We start from the raw sequence: 20,723 nt of genomic DNA, 5'->3' as shown, positions 1-20,723 counted from the left end.
GGGGTGAGAAGAATGGATGAAATGAGAACGCCGGTGCAGGATATCGGCCCTCCTGAAGACCGCTACACGATGTGGGATGCCGCATACGTGCTGGGATCTTTGTCGGCCGCGCAACGCCGCGAGTTCGAGGCGCACATGGCGCACTGCCCGGACTGCCGGGCCGCCGTCGCCGATCTCAGTGGTGTGCCGGCCCTGCTGTCCCAGCTCGACCACGAAGAAGTGGCCGCGATCGACCGATCCGGTCCGGCCCCGGAGATGTCTCCGGAATTGCTGCCGTCCCTGCTGGCGACGGTGCGCTGGCGGCGGCGCCGCACCCGGGTAGTGACCTGGGTGGCGTCGACGGCCGCGGCCGCGGTGCTGGCCATCGGCGTGTTGCTCGGCCTGCAGGGGTGGTCGTCGACTCCGGCCCAGCAGGTGAGCGCGTCCGCCGAGCCGATGGCACAGGTGAGCACCAGCCTGCTCACGTCCACGGTCGCGGTCAGCAGCCAGCACTGGGGTACCTCCATCAACCTGAACTGCGTGTGCCTGGCCCCGCTGAACGCGCACCACGACACGCTGGCGATGGTCGTGGTGGGGCGCGACGGCAGCCAGACCCGGCTCGCGACATGGGTGGCCGTGCCCGGCCACACCGCGACGCCCGCGGGCGCCATCTCGACCCCGCTCGACCAGATCGCCGCCGTGCAGGTGGTCGCCGCCGACAGCGGCCAGGTCCTGCTGCAACGCTCGCTGTAGCGGATCGAAGCCAGCGTGTCCGGCTACGCGCGTCCGCTTCGGGTGCTCGTCGTGGGCGCCGGCGTCGCCGGCATCTCCATCGCCCGGGGACTGCTGCGCGACGGACACGACGTCACCGTCTTCGAGCGACGGCCCGACGTACGGGCGGCCGGCGGCGCGGTGACGATCTGGTCCAACGGCGAGACGGTCCTCAAGCAGCTGGGCGTCGAGATGGCCGGCGCCGGCCAGCCGTTGGCCACCGTGCGGGCCGTGACGTGCACGGGCCGCCGGGTCGCCACCCTCGACGTGGCCACGATGGCGCGCCGGCTGGGCGCGCCCGTCCGGATGGTTCCGCGTCGGGTGCTGCTGGACCGACTGCTCGAGGGCTTTCCGGCCGAGCGCATCCGGTGCAATTCCCGGGTGACCTCGATCGGCACCGATACTGGGGTGCGGGCCGAATTCGCCGACGGCACGGTGGCCGACGGGGACGTGTTGATCGGCGCCGACGGGCTGCACTCGGTGGTGCGGGATTGTGTTGCGGCGCAAGGCGCGCAGCCCACCGGCTGGTGCAGTTGGCAGGGCCTGGCCACCGTCGCGGAGATCGAGGAGCCCGATGCCGCGCTCATCGTCATCGGTGCGCGCGGGAATCTCGGCCTGTGGCCGGCCGGTGGTTCCGACGTGCAGTGGTGGTTCGACTTGCCGTGGTCGTATGACTTCGTCAGACCGCAGCGCCCGATCGAGATGATCCGGTCGCAATTCTGCGGATGGTCCGACTCGGTGGACCGGGTGCTCGCGACGTTGACCGACGACGATCTGACCCACTCGCCGTTTCCGCATTTTCGGCATCCGATCCCGCGCGCCGGCCACGGTCCGGTCACGTTGCTCGGCGATGCCGCGCACACGATGCCGCCCACCCTGGCGCAGGGGACCAACCAGGCGTTGCTCGACACGATGGTGCTGTGCAAGGCGCTGGCGGATTCACCTCGCGGGACAACCGGCAGTGGCGCCGATGTTTCGCGCGCGCTGCGGTGGTACGAGAAGACCCGGCGCCGCAAGGTGATGGCCGTGTCATGGGCGGCGTCGTTGCCAGTGTCGCATGGCGAGTGGGTGCTGCGACCGGCCGCGCTGATCTCGGACCGGCTACAGGCGTCGGCGCTGACCACGTTTCTGCGCGTCACCAGCCACCGCCGGATGTCCGCTGAAATCAGCCGAAACTTGGGGGTACCGGCGAAGATTCCGACAAGCCCATGACCAGCCCGGCCGACTCTGTAAGAGTGCGAGGCGATTTCGACTCGCCATCCCGCTGGCTGTGGCTGTTCAAGTGGTGCGTGCTGGCTGTGCCGCACTACCCGGTTTTGATCCTGCTGTACCTGGTGTATCCGCTCTCGACCGTCGCCGCCGGCGTGGCGATCCTGTGCACCGGGCAATACCCGCGGCCGCTCTTCGAGTTCAACGTCGGGGTGTTGCGCTGGTCATGGCGGGTGATGAACTACCGGTTCCCGATGAACAGCACGGACAAATATCCGCCCTTCACCCTCGCGTCTCGGCCCGATTACCCCGGCGATCTGCACGTCGATTATCCGGACCGGCTGAAAAACCGGGCGGTGCTGGTGAAGTGGCTGCTGGTGATCCCTCAGGTTCTGCTGTGCTGGTCGATGGAGGCGCCGCTGCAGGTGCTGTGCGTCATCGCCGCGCTGACGCTGTTGTTCACCGGCACCATCCCGCAGGGAATCTCCGATCTGCTCATGGGCATGGTGCGCTGGCGATACCGGGTGGCGGCGTACGTGTCATTGATGCGCGACGAATATCCGCCGTTCCGAATGGATTTGGGTGCCCGATGACCCTCCGCAACTTCGTGTTTCCATATGTCTACCGATTCGGCCAGCCGGTTTTCGACCGGTTCTTCTACCACCGGTATCGGCGGGCCGCCCTGAGCAATGCGACCGGCCGGCTGCTGATGCTCGGCCTGGGGCCGGGGACCGACCTGATGTTTCTGCCCACGGCGGTGACGTCGGTCACCGCCGTGGAACCCGACGCGTCATTCCGGCGGATGGCCGCACGGCTCGCTTTCCGCCGCGGCATCGCGGTCGACATCGTCGAGGGGACCGGCGAGTCGATTCCCTTCCAGGACAGCCGGTTCGACTCCGTGCACATCGGTCTGGTGTTGTGCTCGGTCGACGACGTGGCCACCACCCTCGGCGAAATCCGGCGGGTGTTGGCCCCCGGGGGCAGGCTGGTGGTGCTCGAGCACGTGCGCGGCGACGGCGTGACGGGCCGGTTCCAGGACCTGATCGCCAAGCCGTGGTCGTGGCTGGCCGGCGGCTGTGAGCCGAACCGGCGAACCCTCGACGCGATTGCCGCGGCGGGATTCGATACCACAGCGCTGCACAGCATTCCGCGAACGCCGGTGCCCTTTCCGTGCAAACCCCATCTCCAGGGATTCGCCGTCCTCACTCGACGCTGACCGCCTCGATGATGTTCAGGCGTGCGGCGCGCCGTGCCGGTGGGATGCAGCCGAGCAAGCTGATGGCCAGCGCCCCGAGCGTGAAGGCGAACGCCAGCGGGCTCAGCCGAAAGCCGACGTCGAAATTCATCATGTCCTCGCTGACCCGGCTGAACAGCCACTGGTCCGTCAGCCCGACCGTGAACCCCAAAACGCCACCGACGACACCGATTCCGGCCGCCTCGGCCAGGACCATCCGCAACGCGAACCGCCGGCTGGCTCCCATCGCCCGCAGCACACCGATCTCGCGCCGGCGTTCCAGCACCGACAACGTCAGCGTGTTGAGCAGGGCGACCGCGGCCACCGCCACGACGATGACCCAGACCGCGTTGGCAATGAACATGCTCTGCTGCAGCGGAGCCTGAAGCCCGGCCAGGGCCGTGGGACCGTCGTACACGTGGATCGGTGCCGGCACCGCGTCGCGGACGCCGGCCAGCAGCCGCTGCCGATTCACCCCGGGTGCCGCGGCGATCTGCAGCGTGGTTGCCGCCGGGCGATCGAACCACGCCCGCAGGTGACCGAGGTCGATTCCGACGGTGCCGATCACGGTGGAGAAGAACGGCACCAAGGCCAGCACGGTTGCCTCGCGCGGGCCGTGCGGCGTCTGCAATCGCAGTTGGTCGCCGGTCCGGACGTGCAGGATCGCGCCCAGATTCTGGGTGAGCACCACGCCCCCGCCGGCGAGCACCGCGGCGCGCACTCGCTCGTCGAGCGCGCGGAACAGCGCGTCGTGGCTGCCGGTGGAGAACCCGTCGAGCAGGACGCGGGTACCGCCGACGACGGCGAACCCGAACGCGCCCTCGGTCACCCGTGCCACGCCCGGGAGTGCGGCGACCTTCTCGGAAAGGCCTTGTGGCAGAACGTCGGTGGGGTAACTGTCCGGCGGGTCCGCGCTCACCCAGACGTCGGCATCGGCGACCGGGGAGAAAATGCCGCGGGCCGAGCGGATCATGTCGGCGTTCGTGCCGGTGATCACGACGGTGGTGAGCACCCCGATGAGCACGGTCATCACCGTCGCCCAGACCCGCCGCGGCGCACGCTGGATGGTGGCCGCCGCGAGCGCCCCGGACGACCCGAACATCCGCGCCGTCGCCGCCGTCGCGTTGACGATGGGCACGGTGAGGGTGAAGCCCAGCGCGATCTCGGCGCCCAACAGGGCGGCCATCGCGACGACGGCGTAGCTGCCGCGCTGGCCGGTGACCACGAACGCAGCCACGGCGAACACCGCGACGGCACCGACGCCGCAGGCGACGCGCAGCCAGCGGGGCACCACATCGGCCGCCGAAGCCCCCACCGGAGCCAGCGCCTCGATCGGTGCGACCTTGTACACCTGCCGTGCCGCCATCGCCGACGCCGCCACGCTGGTGAGCGCGCTCACCGCCAGCGCCAGGGGTATCGCATAACCGGGCAGCCAATACTCCACTCGGGCTTCGAGCCCCTGTGTCACCGCCGGAGGCAACCGGCCAATCGCGATGCGGCCCGCCACAATTCCCGCGCCGGACCCGATCGCCCCGCCGATCAGGCCGAGGATCGCGGCCTCCGCGAGCATGTCGCCGACGATGGTGGCGCGCCGGCCACCGATCGCGCGCAGCATCGAGATGACCGGCCGCCGCTGGGTGATCGCCATCGTCATCGTGGTGTAGATCAGAAACGCGCCGACCACCAACGCGACCGCGGCGCCCAGCAGGGCCATGTAGTTCATCAGCTTGACGCCGTCACCGGCCCGGGCCGCCCGGAAGCTGGGGGGCGCGACGATCGCGCGGCCGTTCACGGCACCGCTGACCGCCGCGCGAACGGCGCCGGGTTCGGCGCCGGGCTTCGTGGTGATCAGGATCGAGTCCAGTTGGCCGATACGGCCGGTGGCCTGCTGCGCCAAGGCCAGTGGCGCGAGCACGTAGTGCCCGCCGTTGAGGTCCGCATATTGCTTGCCCGCCAGCACATCGGTGACCGTGACCGACGCCGAACCCAATGGGAAAGCCTGGCCTTTCGCGTAGCCGACACGGGGTCCGACCTGAACTCCGGACGGTGTCGAGGACAGCGCCCGCACCGGGCGGGTGACCGCGTCCTTGAGGGCACCGCCCAACGCGGCGGTGCTGGCATCCGCGCCCAGCAGCAACACCGGCCCCGACGGGGTGGACGCCGACGTCCGGATCATCGGTGCCGCGGTGGCGACGCCCGGGACCGCGGCCACCTGGGCCAGTATCGAGTCGGGGAACCCGGCATCGGTGATGCCGGACACCTCGAGCGCGGCGACACCGGCGATGCCGTCGGCGAGCCGGCTGACCGAGCCGGTGATCGACCCGAAGATGCCGAAGATCGCCACCAAATAGGTTGCGGCGAGCGCCATTACGGCGATCGAGGCGAACGTGCGGCGACGATGCGTGGCGAGCTCACGCAGGCTGAACACCCGCAGCCTGCTCGCCGTGGCCGTGATCGTCTGCCCGGTTTTCACCCGGCGACCGCCAGAACGTCCGAACCGACCCGGCCGTCCTGCAACGTGATCACCCGGTCGGTGGCGGCGGCCGCGTCGGCGTTGTGGGTGACCATCACCACCAGCCGGGCCTGACCGTCCTCGTGCGCGACCTCGGCAAGCAACGCCAGAATGGACGCGCCCGTGCCGGAATCCAGGTTTCCGGTCGGCTCGTCGGCGAGAATCAGCGGCGGGTTCATCATCAACGCGCGGGCCACCGCCACCCGCTGCATCTGGCCGCCGGACAGCTCCGCCGGGCGGTGCTCGGTCCGGCTGCCCAGCCCGACCCGGTCCAGCAGCGCGATCGCGTCCGGTTTGGCCCGGCCCAGCCGGACGCCGTCGAGCAGTTTGGGGATCGCCACGTTCTCCCACGCCGACAGCGTCGGCAACAGGTTGAAGAACTGGAAGATGAATCCCACCCGGTGATGGCGGAACCGCGACTGTTCTTCGTCGCGCAGCCGGCCGATCTCTTCACCGTCGAACGCGATCGATCCGGAATCCGGAGTGTCCAGGGCACCGAGCAGATGCAGCAGCGTGCTTTTGCCCGCCCCGGAGGGCCCGACGACCGACACGAACTGCCCGTCCGCCAGCCGCAGGCTGACCTCGTCGAGCGCCCGCACCGATTGACCGCCGACCGTGTACTCGCGCACCACGTTGCGCAGTTCGATGGTCACCTAGACACCACGAGGGCCACCGGCAAACGGTTCACCGCCGGCAACTGAACCGACCGGGCTGCTACCCCGTTTCCTCAGGCATGCCCGGCAGGTATCGGGTGGTCGACCATATCGTCGGGCACCTGGCGGCAATCGGAGTCGACCACGTCTTCGGCGTGGACGGCGCCAACATCGAGGACGTCTACGACGCCGCGCATTTCCGGCCCGACATCAACGCGGTGCTGGCCAAGCACGAGTTCTCCGCCGCGACGATGGCCGACGGGTACAGCCGAAGCGGGGCCGGCCTGGGTGTGGTCGCGGCGACCTCGGGTGGGGGAGCGCTGAACCTCGTCGCCGGCCTGGGCGAGTCGCTTACCAGCCGGGTCCCGGTGCTGGCGTTGGTCGGCCAGCCCGCCAGCACGATGGACGGCCGGGGCAGCTTCCAGGACACCAGTGGCGCAAACGGATCGTTGAACGCCGAGGCGCTGTTCTCGGCGGTGTCGGTGTTCTGCGAGCGGCTGCGCAGGCCGGCCGACATCGTTTCGGTGCTGCCCCGGGCCATTGCCGCGGCGCATACCGGCGGCCCGGCGGTGTTGTTGCTGCCCAAGGACATTCAGCAGGCGGTCACCGATGTCGGGCATGACGGTCACGGCATGGTCGGGGGACGGGCACTTATTGGCAGCCCGCATCCGATCGTCCGGGAACTGCGCCGCGCGCGGCGCTCGGTCACCATCATCGCCGGCGAGCAGGTGGCCCGCGACGACGCGCGTGCCGAGCTCGAGGAGGTGCGCGGGCGACTGCGCGCCGGGATCGCCACGGTGCCGGACGCCAAGGATGTCGTCGGTGCGCCGCGGCTCGGGACGACGGCGTCGCTCGGAGTCACCGGCGTCATGGGTCACCGCAACGTCGCCGAGGCGGTGGCCGCCAGCGGGTTGTGCTTGATCGTCGGCACCCGGCTGGCGGTGACCGCGCGCGGCGGCCTGGACGACGCTCTGGCGGCGGTGCGCAAGGTCTCGATCGGGTCGGCGCCGCCGTATCTCGCCTGCACGCACGTACATTCCGACGACCTGCGCGCTTCGCTGCGCATGCTGAGCCACGCGCTTGGCGGCCGCGCGCGCCCAACCGGTCCGGGTATCGCCGGCACCTGCCAGCCCACCGAGATGACGCCGCCCCCGTGCGACGGGCCGGGGCTGCGGTACCGCGACGCGATGGCGGTGCTGGACCGGGCGCTGCCGGACGGGGCCGACATCGTGGTCGACGCCGGGAACACCGGCGCCGCGGCGATCCACCATCTGCCGGCGCGCCGCGGTGGCAGGTTCGCGGTCGCGCTCGGCATGGGCGGCATGGGCTACAGCTTCGGCGCGGGGATCGGAATGTCGTTCGGGCGCGCCAGAAGTGGCCGGCCGGGCGGCCGCACCGTGGTGATCGCCGGCGATGGCGCGTTCTTTATGCACGGCATGGAGGTGCACACCGCCCTGCAATACCGGCTGCCCATCACGTTCGTGTTGTTCAACAACAACGCGCACGCCATGTGTGTGACCCGCGAGCAGTTGTTCTATGGCGACGTGTACAGCTACAACCGTTTTCGTCCCAGCCGGCTGGGTGCCGGTCTGGCGGTGATGTTCCCGGGCCTGACGTCGCTGGACGTCAGCGACGTCGATGGGTTCGCCGCTGCTATGAACGCTGCACTCGACACCGACGGTCCGGCGGTGGTCAGCGTCGAGTGCGCCGCTGACGAGGTCCCGCCGTTCGCGCCATTTCTCGCCGCGGCCGCATCGAAAAACGCTGCTGTGAAACAGATTTCACACGACGAGGAGAAACGCAACAATGTCGCTGCCAGCGCTTGAGGACATCCCCTGCCTCATCGGCGGGGTCACCCGCATCGAAACCAGCCCCAGGGAGAAGGCCACGCCGATCATCATGGACATGATCCGGTCGGTGTACCCGCACGATCAGGTATTCGGCCAGTACTGCACCGTCAACGATTACGTCGACTGCCCACCAGACCAGCTGTACGAGTACATGGCCGACACCCGCAGCCTGGAGGAGTGGACCTACAGCCTGCGCGGATTCACCCCCACGGATGAACCCGGCCTGTGGCTGGCCTACGACCGGCTCGGCTCGGAAACCGAGATCTACACCCGCACCGTCGCCAACGCGCAGGCGCGGACCGTGGACTACCACTGCGCCTGGGACCAGGGCAAGCACCTGTGGATGATCTACCTGATGCGCGTCATCGACGCCCAGACCGTCCTCGACAAGCCGGGATCGGTTGTGCTGTGGACCAATTGCCACCACCCGTTCTATGACCACAACCCGTATCCGGAGACCGCGCCCGCCGGGCGGCCGGTATGGGTCGGTGACTTTTGGGACATGTTCGGTGCCGGCCATCTGCTGGAGCTGCGCAACCTCAAGGGCATCGCCGAGTACCGCCACCACCACGGGCTGCCGGTGACGCCCGCGTGGATGAGATGAGCGCACCATGGGTAAGCCGAGCGTCAGCCTGATCGACGTCGCCACGTATTTGCCGGGCGAGCCGATCCCCGCCGACTACTACGCGGGATTCGCCGAGACCGACGAGCTGCGCGACAACGTGATGTTCCGCGCCCCGAAGTTTCGCCATCACGTCGCCGCGGACGAGAGTTCCATCGACATGATCGAACGCGCCACCGCGGGCCTGATCGAGCGCCACGGCCATGACGTCGTCGAGGGCGCCGACGTGCTGATCACCCACACGCAGGTGCCCGACATGGCGTTCTACGGACAGGGCGGAGGCATCGCGCATCGGCTGGGCATGCGGCCGTCCTGGGTGCTCGATTTGAACAACGGGGGCTGCGGCGCGTTCGTGTTGGCGCTCAACGTGGCCCGCACACTGCTGGCCGCCGGTGAGGGACGCACCGCGCTCATCGCCATCGCGCAGAACGCGGCCGGCCAATTCTTCGATCAACCGACGATTCGCCGCAAGGCACAGTCGGCCGTCCCCGGTGACGGGGCCGCGGTAGGCCTGGTCGCGGTGAGCGAACAGTCACCCATTCTGGATGTCGAGTGCCGCACGTACGGCGAATACGCCGGTGAGATGACGCTGTCCTACGATCCGCCGCGCAAGTGGTGGCAGGCCGGTCCCGGCGAGGGCAGCATCGGCTTCACCGAAAGCAAGATCACCAAGGTGCTGGCCCGCGGCAACCGGCAGGTTCCCGAGGTGGCGCTGGCGGTGTGCGATCGAATCGGGTTGGCCGGCAAAGATATCGACCTGCTGGTCACCAACCAGCCGAACCGGGCCTTTCTGCGCAATTGGCGTGACGCGCTCGAGCTGCCCACATCGCGGCACGTGGACACCTTCGACGACTGCGGCAACCTGTTCGGCGCCGGGATCCCGGTCAATCTGGACCGCGCGATATCTGCGGGCCGGCTCGAGGCCGGGCAAGTGGTCATGATGGCGGCGTTCGCGCATGCCGGTGACTTCGCCGGCGCCGCAGCGGTCCGCTGGGGCGGGCGGGGCTGATGCAACCCGGTCCGGGTCTGGGGGCCGGCGAGGTCTGCGATGCGCTGCCCAGCGCGGTCGACCCGTTTGCGTTGTCGCTCAACGAGAATCCCTTCCCGCCGCTGCCGGCGGTGCGCTCGGCGCTGATTCGGTCTGTCTGCGCTGCCAACCGGTATCCGGAGTTTCTGCCGGAGCGGTTGCGCCACCTGATCGCCGCGCATATCGGTGTGCCCGCCGACCTTGTGGTGCTGGGAGCCGGGGCGACGGGGGTGGTGTTGCAAGCCCTACAGGCGTTGACCCGGCCCGGCGCCACGGTGGCGATGGCCTCGCCGACGTTCGACGGTTATCCGATCGTCGCACAGATGGCCCGGCTGAACCCGTTGTCCGTCGCGCTGGACGAGCGCGGCCACAACGATCTCGGCGCGCTGGCCGATGCGGCCGCACAGGCCAGCGTGGTGGTGGTGTGCCGGCCGCACAACCCCACCGGAACGCTGGAGCCCACGGCCGCGGTGGTTCGGTTTCTCCGCCGGGTGCCGCGCGACACCGTGGTGCTGCTGGACGAGGCCTACATCGAGTTCACCGGTCCTGAGCACCGTTTCGACATCGCGGCATTGCTCGCGCGGTTTCCCAATGTGGTGGTGGTGCGGACCTTCTCCAAAGCCTACGGCCTGGCGGGGCTGCGGATCGGTTACGCGGTGGCCTCCCCGGAACTGGCACCGTCGCTGCGGTCGCAGCAGCTGCCGTTCGGTATCGCGATCACCAGTTCGCTGGCGGTCGCGGCGTCCTATGACGCGGAAGACGAACTGCTGCGGCGGATCCGGTTGATCACCGCGGAACGCCGCTATCTCCGGATGCGCCTGAGCGCGATGGGGATATACACGACCGACGCGCACGCGAATTTCGTCTATCTGCCTTCGCGCGGTAGGCAAAGCCGGCCGTGGCGTGAGGTTTTCGGCGACTCCGGGCCGCGGGTGCGGTACTACCCGGAAGGTGGTGCGCGGATCACCGTGGGCGGCCGCGCTTCGACCACGGCGGTGCTGTCGTCGCTGGGAAAGGCCACGCTCGGGCTTCAAGTGCGGTAAGAAGGGGCGTGGCGCAATCACAACCGGACAAACGTGATCCGATCGCGGCGGCGCGCGCCAACTGGGAGCGCGCCGGGTGGGGCGACGTGGCGCCGGGCATGGTGGCGGTGACCTCGGTGATGCGCGCGCACCAGATCCTGCTGGCCCGCGTCGAGACGGCGCTGCGCCCCTACGACCTGAGCTTCTCGCGGTACGAATTGCTGCGACTGCTGGCCTTCAGCCGGGCCGGGGCGCTGCCCATCACCAAGGCCTCCGACCGGTTGCAGGTGCACGTCACCAGCGTGACCCACGCGATCCGCCGGCTGGAGGCCGACGGCCTGGTGCAGCGGGTGCCGCACCCCACCGACGGGCGCACCACGCTGGTGCAGATCACCGACCTGGGCCGCTCCACGGTCGAGGACGCCACCGTCACCCTCAACAAGCAGGTGTTCGCCGACATCGGGATGACCGACGCCGAATCGCAGAAGCTGGCGTCATGCATTGAGACGTTGCGCCGCAACGCCGGTGACTTCTGAGCCTCAGCTGCCGCGCAGCATCTCGATGACCGCGCTGAAATCCAAGGCGCCGTGCTCGGCGGCGAATTCCGCGTAGATCTCGGCGGCGTGCGTGCCCAGCGGAGCCGCCGCTCCGGTCGAGGACACCGCATCCATCGCCAGGCCCAGGTCCTTGTTCATCAGGGCGGTGGCGAAGCCCGGTGTGAAGCCGTTGTTCGCCGGCGATGTCGGGACCGGGCCTGGCACAGGGCAATTGGTGTGCACGGCCCAGCAGTTCCCGGTCGCCCCGGTGATGACGTCGAACAGGGCCTGGGCGGACAACCCGAGCTTCTCGGCCAGGATGAACGCCTCGCCGATCGCGATCTGCTGCACCGCCAGCACCATGTTGTTGCACACCTTGGCGGCCTGTCCGGCACCGGCCGCGCCGCAGTGAATGATCTTGCCCGCCATGGGTTCCAGCACCGCCTGCGCCCGCTGCAGCGCATCGGTGTCGCCGCCCACCATGAACGCCAGCGTCCCGGCTGCCGCGCCCTTGACCCCGCCGGAGACGGGAGCGTCCAGCTGCGCGACGCCGTGCGACTCCGCCAGCGCGTGCACCTCGCGGGCATCGTTGACCGAAATGGTGGAGCTGTCGATGAACAGCGCCCCGGGCCGCGCGACGGGCAGGATCTGCGCGTAGCAGCGCTTGACCAGCTCCCCGTTGGGCAGCATGGTGATGACCACGTCCGATCCGGCCACCGCGTCGGTGGCGCTGTCGAAGCCGGTGACGCCGGCCTGCGTTGCCGCCGACAGCGCCGCGGGCACGGGATCGAATCCGCGCACCGCATGTTGGGCCGCAACGAGATTGGTGGCCATGGGGCCGCCCATGTGGCCGAGGCCCAGGAAGGCCACCGTCAGGTGCTCGGTCATCTGCCGACCTTTCTATGCGGTTGCGCGGACCCGCGCGGCTTCGGCCCGGCCGATGACCACTCGCATGATTTCGTTGGTGCCTTCCAGGATTCGGTGCACCCGCAGGTCGCGGACGATCTTTTCCAGGCCGTACTCGCGCAGGTAGCCGTAGCCACCGTGCAGCTGCAGGGCCTTGTCGGCGACTTCGAAGCAGGTGTCGGTGACATAGCGCTTGGCCATCGCACACAACTCGACCTTGTCGGGATCGTCGGCGTCCAACGCATTGGCCGCCCGCCACAACATCATTCGCGACGTCTCCAGGCCGGTGGCCATGTCGGCCAGCGTGAACCGGATGGTCGGCTCGTCGAGCAGGGACGACCCGAACGCCTGCCGATCGCGCACATAGGCCCCGGCCTTGTCCGCGGCGGCCTGCGCGCCGCCGAGGGAGCACGCGGCGATGTTGAGCCGACCGCCGTTGAGGCCGTTCATCGCGATCCCGAAGCCGGCGCCCTCGCCGTCGGCGCCGCCCAGCATCGCCTCGGCCGGCACCCGGACCCCGTCCAGGATCACTTGCGCGGTGGGTTGGGCATGCCAGCCCATCTTCTCCTCGGGCGAGCCGAAACTGAGCCCCACGGAACCCTTTTCGACCACGAAGGCCGAGATGCCGCGCGGCCCCTCGCTACCGGTCCTGGCCATCACCACGTACACGTCCGAGGCCCCCGCGCCGGAGATGAACTGCTTTACGCCGTCGAGCACGTAGTCGTCGCCCTGTTTGACGGCGCGGGTGCTCAACGCGCTGGCGTCGGACCCGGCGCCGGGCTCGGTGAGGCAGTAGCTGGCGATGACGTCCATCGACGCCAGCCGCGGAACCCAGTCCTTGCGCTGCTCGGCGGTGCCGAAGTTGTCGATCATCCACGCGCACATGTTGTGAATGGACAGGAACGCGGCGGTGGTGGGGTCGGCGATGGCCAACTGCTCGAAGATGCGGACACCGTCGAGCCGGCGCAGGCCGCTGCCGCCGACGTCCTCGCGGCAGTAGATCGCCGCCATGCCGAGCTCGGCCGATTCACGCAGCACATCGACCGGAAAATGTTTGGCCGCATCCCATTCCAGGGCGTGCGGGGCCAGGCGCTTGGCGGCGAACGCTGCGGCGGTCTCGGTGATCACCCGCTCGTCGTCATTCAGGGTAAACGAAGCCATCGAGTAGCCGGCCCTAATCCATTGTGGGGATGACGAATTCGGCGCCGTCCTTGATGCCGGACGGCCACCGCGACGTCACCGTCTTGGTCTTGGTGTAGAACATGATCGACGCGGGGCCGTGCTGGTTGAGGTCGCCGAAGCCGGACCGCTTCCAGCCGCCGAAGGTGTGGTAGGCCACCGGAACCGGGATCGGCACGTTGACGCCGACCATGCCGACCTGGACGCGCGAGACGAAGTCGCGGGCGGCGTCGCCGTCGCGGGTGAACACCGCCACGCCGTTGCCGTACTCGTGCTGAGAAGGAAGCGCCAGCGCTTCTTCGTAATTCGTGGCTCTTACGATGCACAGCACCGGCCCGAAGATCTCGTCGGTGTAGATCGACATCTCCGGGGTGACGTGGTCGAACAGGGTGGGGCCGATGAAGAAGCCGCCTTCGAGGTTGGCGTCATCGAAAGTCAGGTCGTCGCTGGCGCGTTCGCGGCCGTCGATGACCAATTCGGCTCCCGCGTCGACACCCTGGGCGATGTAGTCGCGCACCCGCGCCAAGGCGGCCTCGGTCACCAGCGGACCGTAGTCCGCCTTGGGGTCCAGGCTGTGGCCGACCCGCAGGTTGTTGATCCGCTCGATCAGCCGGGCGCGCAGCCGGTCGGCGGTCTGGTCACCGACCGGGACGGCGACGCTGATCGCCATGCAGCGCTCGCCGGCGCTGCCGTAGCCGGCGCCGATCAGCGCGTCGACGGCCTGGTCCAGGTCGGCGTCGGGCAGCACGATCATGTGGTTCTTGGCGCCGCCGAAGCACTGTGCACGCTTGCCGGTGGCGGCGGCCCCGGCGTAGATGTACTGGGCGATGTCGGAGCTGCCGACGAACCCGACCGCCTGGATGTCGGGGTGGTTGAGGATGGCGTCGACGGCCTCCTTGTCGCCGTGCACGACCTGGAACACGCCGGGCGGCAGGCCCGCCTCCTTAAAGAGCTCGGCCAGCCGCACCGGGACCGACGGGTCGCGCTCGCTGGGCTTGAGCACGAAGGCGTTGCCGCAGGCCAGTGCGGGGCCGGCCTTCCACAGCGGGATCATCGCCGGGAAGTTGAACGGGGTGATGCCGGCGACCACGCCCAGCGGCTGGCGCAGCGAGTAGACGTCGATGCCGGGTCCGGCGCCTTCGCTGTACTCGCCCTTGAGCAGGTGGGGGATGCCGATGCAGAACTCGATGACCTCGATACCGCGCTGGATGTCGCCCTTGGCGTCGGCCAGCGTCTTGCCGTGCTCGCGGGACAGCAACTCGGCGAGCTCGTCGTTATGATCGTTCACCAGCTCGATGAAGCGCATCATCACCCGCGCACGCCGCTGCGGATTTGTTGCGGCCCAACCCTTTTGGGCCTCGACGGCCGACGCCACCGCGGCGTCGATGTCGGCCTGGCCGGCCATCGGCACCGTCGCCTGGACGCTCCCGGTGCTGGGGTTGAAGACGTCAGCGCTGCGGCCGGACTGCCCGGCGGTGCGTTGCCCGTCGATGAAGTGTGGGATCTGTGTGGTCATGGGGCCCTCGAGTGTGGTTGACGGGCGTGTACGGATACTTGGATATCCTAGTAACCCGGCTCGGACGTTGGCAAGGTGGACCTCCCTAACCGCCCGGAGCGGGCTAGCCTGACAGCTGTATGCGCCCCAAGCCCGGCCAGTTGATGGCCGCCGATGCCGCCCTCGCGGCGACCTGAGCCGTGTAACCCGAGTCGATATTCATCGGGTGAAGGAGGCATGTGGCGGCAAGGAACGAACCCCTCGACCCGCGGCCCCTGCGCGCGGTGCCCGACGATGCCGGCTACCCGAACTGGGAAGCCGTCTACTCCGACAACGTGACCTGGGTGTACCGCACGCTGTTCGCGCGCGTCGGCAACCAGACCGACGCCGAAGACCTCACCGCCGAGGTCTTCCTCGCCGCGCTGCGGCCGCTGCGGCTGACCGCGAGCGTCGCCGAGGTGCGCGCGTACCTGCGGGCGACGGCCAGGACGGTGCTGGCCGCGCACTGGCGCGAGACGCTGGGGCGGGAGATAACGTCGATCGAGGACGTCGAACAACCGGCGGACAGTCAGGAGGCGATCAGCACCGCGCCGCAGCGGGTGGCCCGGGTTCTGGACAGCCTGCCGGATCGCTACCGTCAGATTCTGGAATCGCGCTTCCTGCGCGGTAATTCGATCAAGGAGTCAGCCGCGGAACTCGGGATCAGCGTGCCCAATGCCAAAGTCCTGCAGCACCGCGCCCTGCGGCTGGCAGCGCAGGTCAACGATGGGGGCAAGCCATGAACGCGCGAGGGATGCGACGTTACGTCGACGACCTGTTGCGGGGGCGCCGGCCCAGACCGTTCGCGCCCGACGACTTCGAGGCCGCGCAGCTGCGCACGGCGATCGAGCTGCGCGCGGCTCGCGACGGGGGCGACGCGCCGCGCCAGGAATTCGTCACCGATCTGCACCGGCGTATCGCCGAGCAGATGTCCAGCGCGCCAACGGAGGTGGCGCCGGGGCGCGGCAGCACCCGGCGCCAGGTCATCGTCGGCACGTCGGCCGCCGCCACCGCGGCGGTCGCCGCGGTGTCCGTCGATCGCGCCCTGATGGCGGGTCAATCCGGCCGTCGTGCGCCCGAGGTTGCCGCCGGGGAACTGACGCCCAACGAGGGCAGTTGGCAGCGCGTGGCGGCCGGGTCGGACGTGCCGGACGGCGCCATGCACGCCTTCGACCTGGGCTCGGTGACCGGATTCGTCCGCCGCGTGGACGGCAAGGTCCAGGCGATCTCCGGGGTGTGTACCCATCAGGGCTGCAAGCTGTGGTTCGACGCACCCGACGACACGCTGCGCTGCCCCTGCCACACCACGTCGTTCTCGCCCAGTGGGCAGGTGCTCACCCATCAGTTGCCGATAGCGCCAAAGCCGTTGCCCGAACTTATGGTTCGTGAGGTCAAGGGGGTCATCGAGGTGTTCGCCCCGCCGCCTCCCGAGCGGCCGGCCTGAGCGGCGTAACCCGCCACCCTATCTCTTGGCATGGATATCCCCATGCTTCGAAGGCCTGTGGTGGCCGTGGCCGCCGTGGCCGTGTTGCTGTTGGCCGGTTGCTCCCAGTCGCGGCCGGTGGCGAGCCCCACCGCGCCCACCACCACGATGTCGGTCACCGCGCCGGCGGCTCCGGTGCGCGGCAACGAGGTCACCATCGACGGCTTCGCGTTCGCGCCGGTGACCTTGACCGTGCCCGCCGGGACCACCGTCACGTGGACCAATCGCGACGAAGAACCCCACACGGTGGCCGCAACCGACGGATCGTTCCACTCACCCGGCATGGGAACCGGAGCGACCTTCACCCACACCTTTTCCACCGCCGGGACTTTCGACTACGTCTCTTCGATCCACCCGATGATGCGGGGCACGGTGGTGGTGACGGGATGAGTGGCCAGACCAACGGCATGACCCGCCGCCAGCTCATCCGGCACACCGCATGGTTCGGGGCGGCGGTCGGATTCGCCGTCACCGGCGGCGAGGTCATCTCGCATGTCGCGGGCCAGGCCGCGGCGCAGCACACGGCGGGGCGGCCCAGCCTGCGCTTCGCCCAAATCAGCGACAGCCACCTCGGTTTCACCGGGGCGCCCAACCCGGACGTCGCCGCGACGTTCGGCCACGCGATCGATCAGGTCAACAACCTCGGTTACACCCCGGACTTCGTCATCCACACCGGGGACCTCACCCACCTGTCCAGCCCGGAGCAGTTCGACCAGGTCAAGCAGATGATGAGTGGTCTGAAGACGCCGCACGTGTTCACCGTGCCAGGGGAGCACGACTCCGTCGACGACGCCGGGCAGAAGTACCGAAACGCGTTCGGCGCCGGCTCAATTGGCGACGGTTGGTACAGCTATGACGTCGCCGGCGTGCATGTCATCGCGTTGGTCAACACGCTGAACCTGCGCAAGCTCGGCCACCTGGGTACCGATCAGCTGGAGTTCGTCAAGAAGGACGTCGCGGGCCTTTCCAGCGACACCCCCATCATCGTGTTCAGCCACATCCCGCTGTTCGCCATGTACCCGCAATGGGGCTGGGGCACCGACGATGCCACCGAGGCGCTGAGCTACCTGCGCCGCTTCTCCTCGGTGACGTGCCTGAACGGGCATGTGCACCAACTGTTCTCCAAGTCGGAAGGCAACGTCACGTTCTACAGCGGCACCACCACCGCTTACCCGCTGCCCCGACCGGGGGATGGGCCCGCGCCCAAGCCGGTCACGCTGCCGGCCGGCAAGCTGCGCGACGCGCTGGGCATCCGCGAGGTCGGCTACACCAGGGGAGAAGTCGCCCTGGCCTTGAAAGAGACGACACTGCAATGACTTTGACATCCATCCTGGTCCGCCTCGGCCTGGCCGCGTCGCTGACGATCAGCGCCGCCAGCCATGCCTACCTTTATGTGCATGGCTACCAACACGTGCCGACCATCGGCACGGCATTCTTGGCCCAGGCCAGTATGTCGTTCGCGATCGCGCTGCTGATCCTGATCGGCGGTCCGGGGTGGCTGCGGTGGGCCGGTGCCGCGGTGGCGGCCGGTTCACTGGTCGCGTTCGTGATGTCGCGCACCGTTGGCCTGTCCGGGTTTTCCGAACGAGGCTGGGAGCCAGCACCGTACGCCGCCGTCAGCGTGGCCGCCGAGGTGCTCACGGTGGTGCTGTGGGCGCTTGGTGGGCGCCTTCGGCTGCCAGGGGCTCAGACCACTTCCGGCTGAGCCGGGAGCTGGAGCTACCCGGCGCCCGGGGCCTCCGGGGCCGGCTGGTCAGCCAGGGCGCCGGTGGCGTCGACCGGCCCGGCCTCGTCGGAGCTGGACGCGACGGGGGCCGCCCACTTGATCCGAAGCCGGCGCTTGAGGGACATCGCGGGCTTCTCGATGAGGAACCAGCTCACCGCGGCCAGCGGCAGGGTGGTCGCCACCGCGACAACAAAGAACAGCACCGGGTGCAGGCGCGTCGCGAGCCCACTGACGGCCAGCAATTGCTGGGCGGGGAAAGCGTAGATGTAGACGCCGTAGGACAGATCGGTGCGCAGCCTCAACCGTTGGCTCTTGAGCAGGGAACCGGACACGACGACGGCATACGCCAGCGGAAGCGCACCAACCACCCGGTAGTCGGGAAGCAACCCGGCCGCCACCACGATGACAATGCAGACGGCGACCAGCGACCATCGGGCGGGGATGACGTCTCGCCACTGGTACATGACGGCTCCGGCCGAGAACATGATGGCCGCCCGCACGGCAAGCTGCGGAATGGTCCAGACACCGGGAAACGTCAGCGGCGGCAGGACCAACGCGCCCAGCGTTGCCGCTACTAAAACCGCCGGGGATACCCATCGGCGATTGCCCAGGCCCGCCACGCCGATGGCGGCAACGAACAAGTAGCACAGCAGTTCCCAGATCAGCGACCACATCGAACCGTTCCAGGCGGGTCCACCGGGCACACCGTGCAGCGTGCCGTCGATGCTGGGCTGCAGGTACGCGATCGCACTGTTTTTCACGACGTACAAGAGCGGCGCGGTTGACGCGAGCAGCTTGGTGGCCGAAGCGCCTTGGATCGCCAGACTGAGCGGAGCGAAGATGAACGCGGTCACGATCAAGCACACGTAGAAGCCGGGCAGGATGCGCAGCGCGCGAGCGGTGAGATAGTCGCGCAGTCGCGGATCGGTGAGCCAACTCCGGGTGATCAGGAAGCCGGAGATCGCGAAGAAGCCGTCAACGCCGACGGAAAAGAAGAGCTGCAGGGTCGCCTTCGGTGGCATGTGGCCGGTGATCGGCCAGGAGTGGAAGAGCATCACCTCGGCCGCCAGCACCAACCGAAGTGCGTTGAGCGCGTTCCTTCGTGGGTCGAATACCTGCCCCAGTTTCATCCAGCCTCCGCCACCCGCACACCACTCGTCACCGGCGCCATCGTACGGGCCGAAACCCGAGTGACGCTGACGCGGGCGGTGCCCGCGATCAGGTCGCTACCCCGCGATCTTCGGCGGGGAACTCCGGGGGCATCGCCATGGCCGCTTGCCCGCGCGAGTCGGCAGATCTCCGTTTGAGTCGCGCCTTCAGCGACCTCGCCGGCTTTTCGACCAGGAACCAGCTGGCCGCGGCCAGCGGCAGGGTGGCCAGCGCCACGGTCAGGCAGAACACGATCGGATTGAGGCTGAGCAGCCCGAGGACAACCAGCAGCTGCTGGGTCGGGTACGCGTAGATGTACATGCCGTAGGACAGGTCCGTGCGCAACCTCAATCGCTTGTTGTGCAGCAGGGACCCCGAGACGATGACGGCGTAGGCCAGCGGCACGGCGGCGACCACTCGGTAGTCCGGCAGCTGGCCGGCCAGCAGCACGATGACCACGCTCACCGCGACCAGCGACCAGCGGGCGGGAATCACGTCGCGCCACTGGTACAGCAACGCTCCGGCGGCAAACATGATCGCGGCCCGGCAGGCGAGGAAGACGATGACGATGCCGAAGTTGCCGGTCGGCTTGTTGAACACCTCGGGGAAGGTGACGGGCGGCATCATCGATGCCCCGATGGCCGCCGCCACCAATATCACCGGGGAAACCCACCGTCGGTTGGCCAGTCCGGCCACGCCGATGGCGGCGACGACCAGATAGCACATGATTTCCCAGAAGAGTGACCACAGCGAGGCGTTCCAGATGCCCGCACTGGGGACGTTGAACGGGGTGCCGCCCACGTCGGGCTTGAGCCATAAGACCCCGATGTTTTGCAGGACGTAGTCGAACGGCGCGAACGAGAACAGCAGCTTGGCCGGCGAACCGCCTTGGATCGCCACACTCAGCGGGGCGAACACGAACGCGGTCACGATCATGCAGACGTAGAAGCCGGGCAGAATGCGCAGCGCCCGGGCGGCGAGGTAAGTGCGCAGTTTAGGGTTGCTCAGCCAACTCGCCGTGATGAGGAACCCCGAAATCGCGAAGAACCCGTCCACCCCGACGGACAGCAGAAGCTGCAGAACGGCCCGCATGGAGGGCAGATGGCCCCGGATCGGATAGGTGTGCCAAAAGATGACCTCGGCCGCCAGCGCCAACCGCCAAGCGTTCAGCGCATTGCTTCGCGGATCGAAAACCTGCCCTAGCTTCATCGGCGTCCCCCGCCACCCGCATCGGGCCTCGTCGGCATCATCGGCGACATCTTATCGTTAGCTGACGCGGGGACCATGCTGTTCGGCGGTTTCCGGGGGTTCCGCCGCACGCAAACGCAGCC

General features: G+C 68.7%; 21 protein-coding genes. 14 read left to right on the top strand and 7 right to left on the bottom strand.

The features are described 5' to 3' along the window. The first annotated feature begins 12 nt into the window (after window positions 1–12). Genes ACIUM1_RS10060 through ACIUM1_RS10045 form a run of 4 tightly spaced genes read left to right on the top strand, consistent with a single transcriptional unit; the run spans window position 13 to window position 3,175 of the window. Entirely contained in the window at window positions 13–732 is a 720-nt protein-coding gene (locus tag ACIUM1_RS10060; RefSeq protein ID WP_406817020.1) for an anti-sigma factor family protein, read from the top strand. 15 nt (window positions 733–747) lie between these two features. Further along, window positions 748–1,962: an FAD-dependent oxidoreductase gene (locus ACIUM1_RS10055; RefSeq protein WP_406817019.1), complete on the top strand. Its 1,215-nt coding sequence runs from the start codon at window positions 748–750 to the stop codon at window positions 1,960–1,962. A gap of 23 nt (window positions 1,963–1,985) precedes the next feature. Then, window positions 1,986–2,552: a DUF4389 domain-containing protein gene (locus ACIUM1_RS10050; protein WP_406817018.1), complete on the top strand. Its 567-nt coding sequence runs from the start codon at window positions 1,986–1,988 to the stop codon at window positions 2,550–2,552. Then, the gene (locus tag ACIUM1_RS10045; RefSeq protein WP_406817017.1) at window positions 2,549–3,175 is read left to right on the top strand and encodes a class I SAM-dependent methyltransferase; all 627 of its coding nucleotides are present in this window, start codon (window positions 2,549–2,551) and stop codon (window positions 3,173–3,175) included. The genes ACIUM1_RS10050 and ACIUM1_RS10045 overlap by 4 nt, the downstream gene beginning before the upstream one ends. Here ACIUM1_RS10045 and ACIUM1_RS10040 read toward each other — a convergent pair. Both ACIUM1_RS10040 and ACIUM1_RS10035 read right to left on the bottom strand, forming a co-directional pair. Continuing rightward, window positions 3,162–5,666 (bottom strand): FtsX-like permease family protein, encoded by a 2,505-nt coding sequence (locus ACIUM1_RS10040; RefSeq protein WP_406817016.1) that lies wholly within the window; start codon window positions 5,664–5,666, stop codon window positions 3,162–3,164. The genes ACIUM1_RS10045 and ACIUM1_RS10040 overlap by 14 nt on opposite strands. Then, a complete protein-coding gene (locus ACIUM1_RS10035; protein ID WP_406817015.1) occupies window positions 5,663–6,358 on the bottom strand; it encodes an ABC transporter ATP-binding protein in 696 nt (231 codons plus the stop codon). Before ACIUM1_RS10035 ends, ACIUM1_RS10040 begins: the two co-directional genes overlap by 4 nt. 80 nt (window positions 6,359–6,438) lie before the next feature. Between ACIUM1_RS10035 and ACIUM1_RS10030 the strand changes: the two genes are divergently transcribed. From ACIUM1_RS10030 to ACIUM1_RS10010, 5 genes are read left to right on the top strand one after another with little or no spacing between them, the layout of a single operon-like run. Further along, a complete protein-coding gene (locus tag ACIUM1_RS10030; protein ID WP_406817014.1) occupies window positions 6,439–8,184 on the top strand; it encodes a thiamine pyrophosphate-binding protein in 1,746 nt (581 codons plus the stop codon). Further along, the gene (locus ACIUM1_RS10025) at window positions 8,165–8,812 is read left to right on the top strand and encodes an SRPBCC family protein (protein ID WP_406817013.1); all 648 of its coding nucleotides are present in this window, start codon (window positions 8,165–8,167) and stop codon (window positions 8,810–8,812) included. The genes ACIUM1_RS10030 and ACIUM1_RS10025 overlap by 20 nt, the downstream gene beginning before the upstream one ends. A gap of 7 nt (window positions 8,813–8,819) precedes the next feature. Further along, window positions 8,820–9,839 (top strand): 3-oxoacyl-ACP synthase III family protein, encoded by a 1,020-nt coding sequence (locus tag ACIUM1_RS10020; protein ID WP_406817012.1) that lies wholly within the window; start codon window positions 8,820–8,822, stop codon window positions 9,837–9,839. Beyond that, the gene (locus ACIUM1_RS10015; RefSeq protein WP_406817011.1) at window positions 9,839–10,900 is read left to right on the top strand and encodes a pyridoxal phosphate-dependent aminotransferase; all 1,062 of its coding nucleotides are present in this window, start codon (window positions 9,839–9,841) and stop codon (window positions 10,898–10,900) included. Before ACIUM1_RS10020 ends, ACIUM1_RS10015 begins: the two co-directional genes overlap by 1 nt. Window positions 10,901–10,908: 8 nt before the next feature. Next, window positions 10,909–11,415: a MarR family transcriptional regulator gene (locus tag ACIUM1_RS10010; protein ID WP_406817010.1), complete on the top strand. Its 507-nt coding sequence runs from the start codon at window positions 10,909–10,911 to the stop codon at window positions 11,413–11,415. 3 nt (window positions 11,416–11,418) lie between these two features. On the opposite strand, the gene mmsB is transcribed toward ACIUM1_RS10010, so the two are convergent. From mmsB to ACIUM1_RS09995, 3 genes are read right to left on the bottom strand one after another with little or no spacing between them, the layout of a single operon-like run. Continuing rightward, window positions 11,419–12,303 (bottom strand): 3-hydroxyisobutyrate dehydrogenase, encoded by an 885-nt coding sequence (gene mmsB / locus ACIUM1_RS10005; RefSeq protein ID WP_406817009.1) that lies wholly within the window; start codon window positions 12,301–12,303, stop codon window positions 11,419–11,421. A gap of 12 nt (window positions 12,304–12,315) precedes the next feature. Further along, a complete protein-coding gene (locus ACIUM1_RS10000) occupies window positions 12,316–13,482 on the bottom strand; it encodes an acyl-CoA dehydrogenase family protein (RefSeq protein ID WP_406817008.1) in 1,167 nt (388 codons plus the stop codon). A gap of 13 nt (window positions 13,483–13,495) precedes the next feature. Continuing rightward, entirely contained in the window at window positions 13,496–15,016 is a 1,521-nt protein-coding gene (locus ACIUM1_RS09995) for a CoA-acylating methylmalonate-semialdehyde dehydrogenase (RefSeq protein WP_406817007.1), read from the bottom strand. A gap of 218 nt (window positions 15,017–15,234) precedes the next feature. Between ACIUM1_RS09995 and ACIUM1_RS09990 the strand changes: the two genes are divergently transcribed. Genes ACIUM1_RS09990 through ACIUM1_RS09970 form a run of 5 tightly spaced genes read left to right on the top strand, consistent with a single transcriptional unit; the run spans window position 15,235 to window position 18,222 of the window. After that, window positions 15,235–15,777, top strand: a complete 543-nt coding sequence (locus ACIUM1_RS09990; RefSeq protein WP_406817006.1) for an RNA polymerase sigma factor — start codon at window positions 15,235–15,237, stop codon at window positions 15,775–15,777. After that, complete coding sequence (locus ACIUM1_RS09985) at window positions 15,774–16,478, top strand: Rieske (2Fe-2S) protein (RefSeq protein WP_406817005.1); 705 nt, start codon at window positions 15,774–15,776, stop codon at window positions 16,476–16,478. The genes ACIUM1_RS09990 and ACIUM1_RS09985 overlap by 4 nt, the downstream gene beginning before the upstream one ends. Before the next feature lie 42 nt (window positions 16,479–16,520). Then, a complete protein-coding gene (locus tag ACIUM1_RS09980; protein WP_406817004.1) occupies window positions 16,521–16,907 on the top strand; it encodes a cupredoxin family copper-binding protein in 387 nt (128 codons plus the stop codon). Further along, window positions 16,904–17,833, top strand: coding sequence for a metallophosphoesterase family protein (locus ACIUM1_RS09975; protein ID WP_406817003.1), 930 nt, complete (start codon window positions 16,904–16,906; stop codon window positions 17,831–17,833). The genes ACIUM1_RS09980 and ACIUM1_RS09975 overlap by 4 nt, the downstream gene beginning before the upstream one ends. Continuing rightward, window positions 17,830–18,222, top strand: a complete 393-nt coding sequence (locus ACIUM1_RS09970; RefSeq protein WP_406817002.1) for a hypothetical protein — start codon at window positions 17,830–17,832, stop codon at window positions 18,220–18,222. The genes ACIUM1_RS09975 and ACIUM1_RS09970 overlap by 4 nt, the downstream gene beginning before the upstream one ends. A 14-nt stretch (window positions 18,223–18,236) precedes the next feature. On the opposite strand, the gene ACIUM1_RS09965 is transcribed toward ACIUM1_RS09970, so the two are convergent. Together ACIUM1_RS09965 and ACIUM1_RS09960 are read right to left on the bottom strand one after the other, a co-directional pair. Continuing rightward, window positions 18,237–19,373, bottom strand: a complete 1,137-nt coding sequence (locus ACIUM1_RS09965; protein ID WP_406817001.1) for an acyltransferase family protein — start codon at window positions 19,371–19,373, stop codon at window positions 18,237–18,239. An 88-nt stretch (window positions 19,374–19,461) separates the two neighbouring features. Continuing rightward, the gene (locus ACIUM1_RS09960; RefSeq protein ID WP_406817000.1) at window positions 19,462–20,601 is read right to left on the bottom strand and encodes an acyltransferase family protein; all 1,140 of its coding nucleotides are present in this window, start codon (window positions 20,599–20,601) and stop codon (window positions 19,462–19,464) included. Window positions 20,602–20,723 lie beyond the last annotated feature (122 nt).

The sequence above is a fragment of the Mycobacterium sp. M23085 genome (assembly GCF_045343915.1).
Taxonomy (GTDB): domain Bacteria; phylum Actinomycetota; class Actinomycetes; order Mycobacteriales; family Mycobacteriaceae; genus Mycobacterium.
The sequence above is the reverse complement of the archived record's forward strand: the minus strand, read 5'-3'. Positions and strand labels throughout refer to the sequence as shown.

What these genes read in the sequence shown, in the direction of transcription:
- ACIUM1_RS10000 (WP_406817008.1), bottom strand. Translation starts at nt 13,482, where the DNA reads ATGGCTTCGTTTACCCTGAATGACGACGAGCGGGTGATCACCGAGACC.
- ACIUM1_RS09970 (WP_406817002.1), top strand. Translation starts at nt 17,830, where the DNA reads ATGACTTTGACATCCATCCTGGTCCGCCTCGGCCTGGCCGCGTCGCTG.
- ACIUM1_RS09960 (WP_406817000.1), bottom strand. Translation starts at nt 20,601, where the DNA reads ATGAAGCTAGGGCAGGTTTTCGATCCGCGAAGCAATGCGCTGAACGCT.
- ACIUM1_RS09995 (WP_406817007.1), bottom strand. Translation starts at nt 15,016, where the DNA reads ATGACCACACAGATCCCACACTTCATCGACGGGCAACGCACCGCCGGG.
- ACIUM1_RS10030 (WP_406817014.1), top strand. Translation starts at nt 6,439, where the DNA reads ATGCCCGGCAGGTATCGGGTGGTCGACCATATCGTCGGGCACCTGGCG.
- ACIUM1_RS10025 (WP_406817013.1), top strand. Translation starts at nt 8,165, where the DNA reads ATGTCGCTGCCAGCGCTTGAGGACATCCCCTGCCTCATCGGCGGGGTC.
- ACIUM1_RS10045 (WP_406817017.1), top strand. Translation starts at nt 2,549, where the DNA reads ATGACCCTCCGCAACTTCGTGTTTCCATATGTCTACCGATTCGGCCAG.
- ACIUM1_RS09965 (WP_406817001.1), bottom strand. Translation starts at nt 19,373, where the DNA reads ATGAAACTGGGGCAGGTATTCGACCCACGAAGGAACGCGCTCAACGCA.
- ACIUM1_RS09980 (WP_406817004.1), top strand. Translation starts at nt 16,521, where the DNA reads ATGCTTCGAAGGCCTGTGGTGGCCGTGGCCGCCGTGGCCGTGTTGCTG.
- ACIUM1_RS10020 (WP_406817012.1), top strand. Translation starts at nt 8,820, where the DNA reads ATGGGTAAGCCGAGCGTCAGCCTGATCGACGTCGCCACGTATTTGCCG.
- ACIUM1_RS10060 (WP_406817020.1), top strand. Translation starts at nt 13, where the DNA reads ATGGATGAAATGAGAACGCCGGTGCAGGATATCGGCCCTCCTGAAGAC.
- mmsB (WP_406817009.1), bottom strand. Translation starts at nt 12,303, where the DNA reads ATGACCGAGCACCTGACGGTGGCCTTCCTGGGCCTCGGCCACATGGGC.
- ACIUM1_RS10015 (WP_406817011.1), top strand. Translation starts at nt 9,839, where the DNA reads ATGCAACCCGGTCCGGGTCTGGGGGCCGGCGAGGTCTGCGATGCGCTG.
- ACIUM1_RS09975 (WP_406817003.1), top strand. Translation starts at nt 16,904, where the DNA reads ATGAGTGGCCAGACCAACGGCATGACCCGCCGCCAGCTCATCCGGCAC.
- ACIUM1_RS09985 (WP_406817005.1), top strand. Translation starts at nt 15,774, where the DNA reads ATGAACGCGCGAGGGATGCGACGTTACGTCGACGACCTGTTGCGGGGG.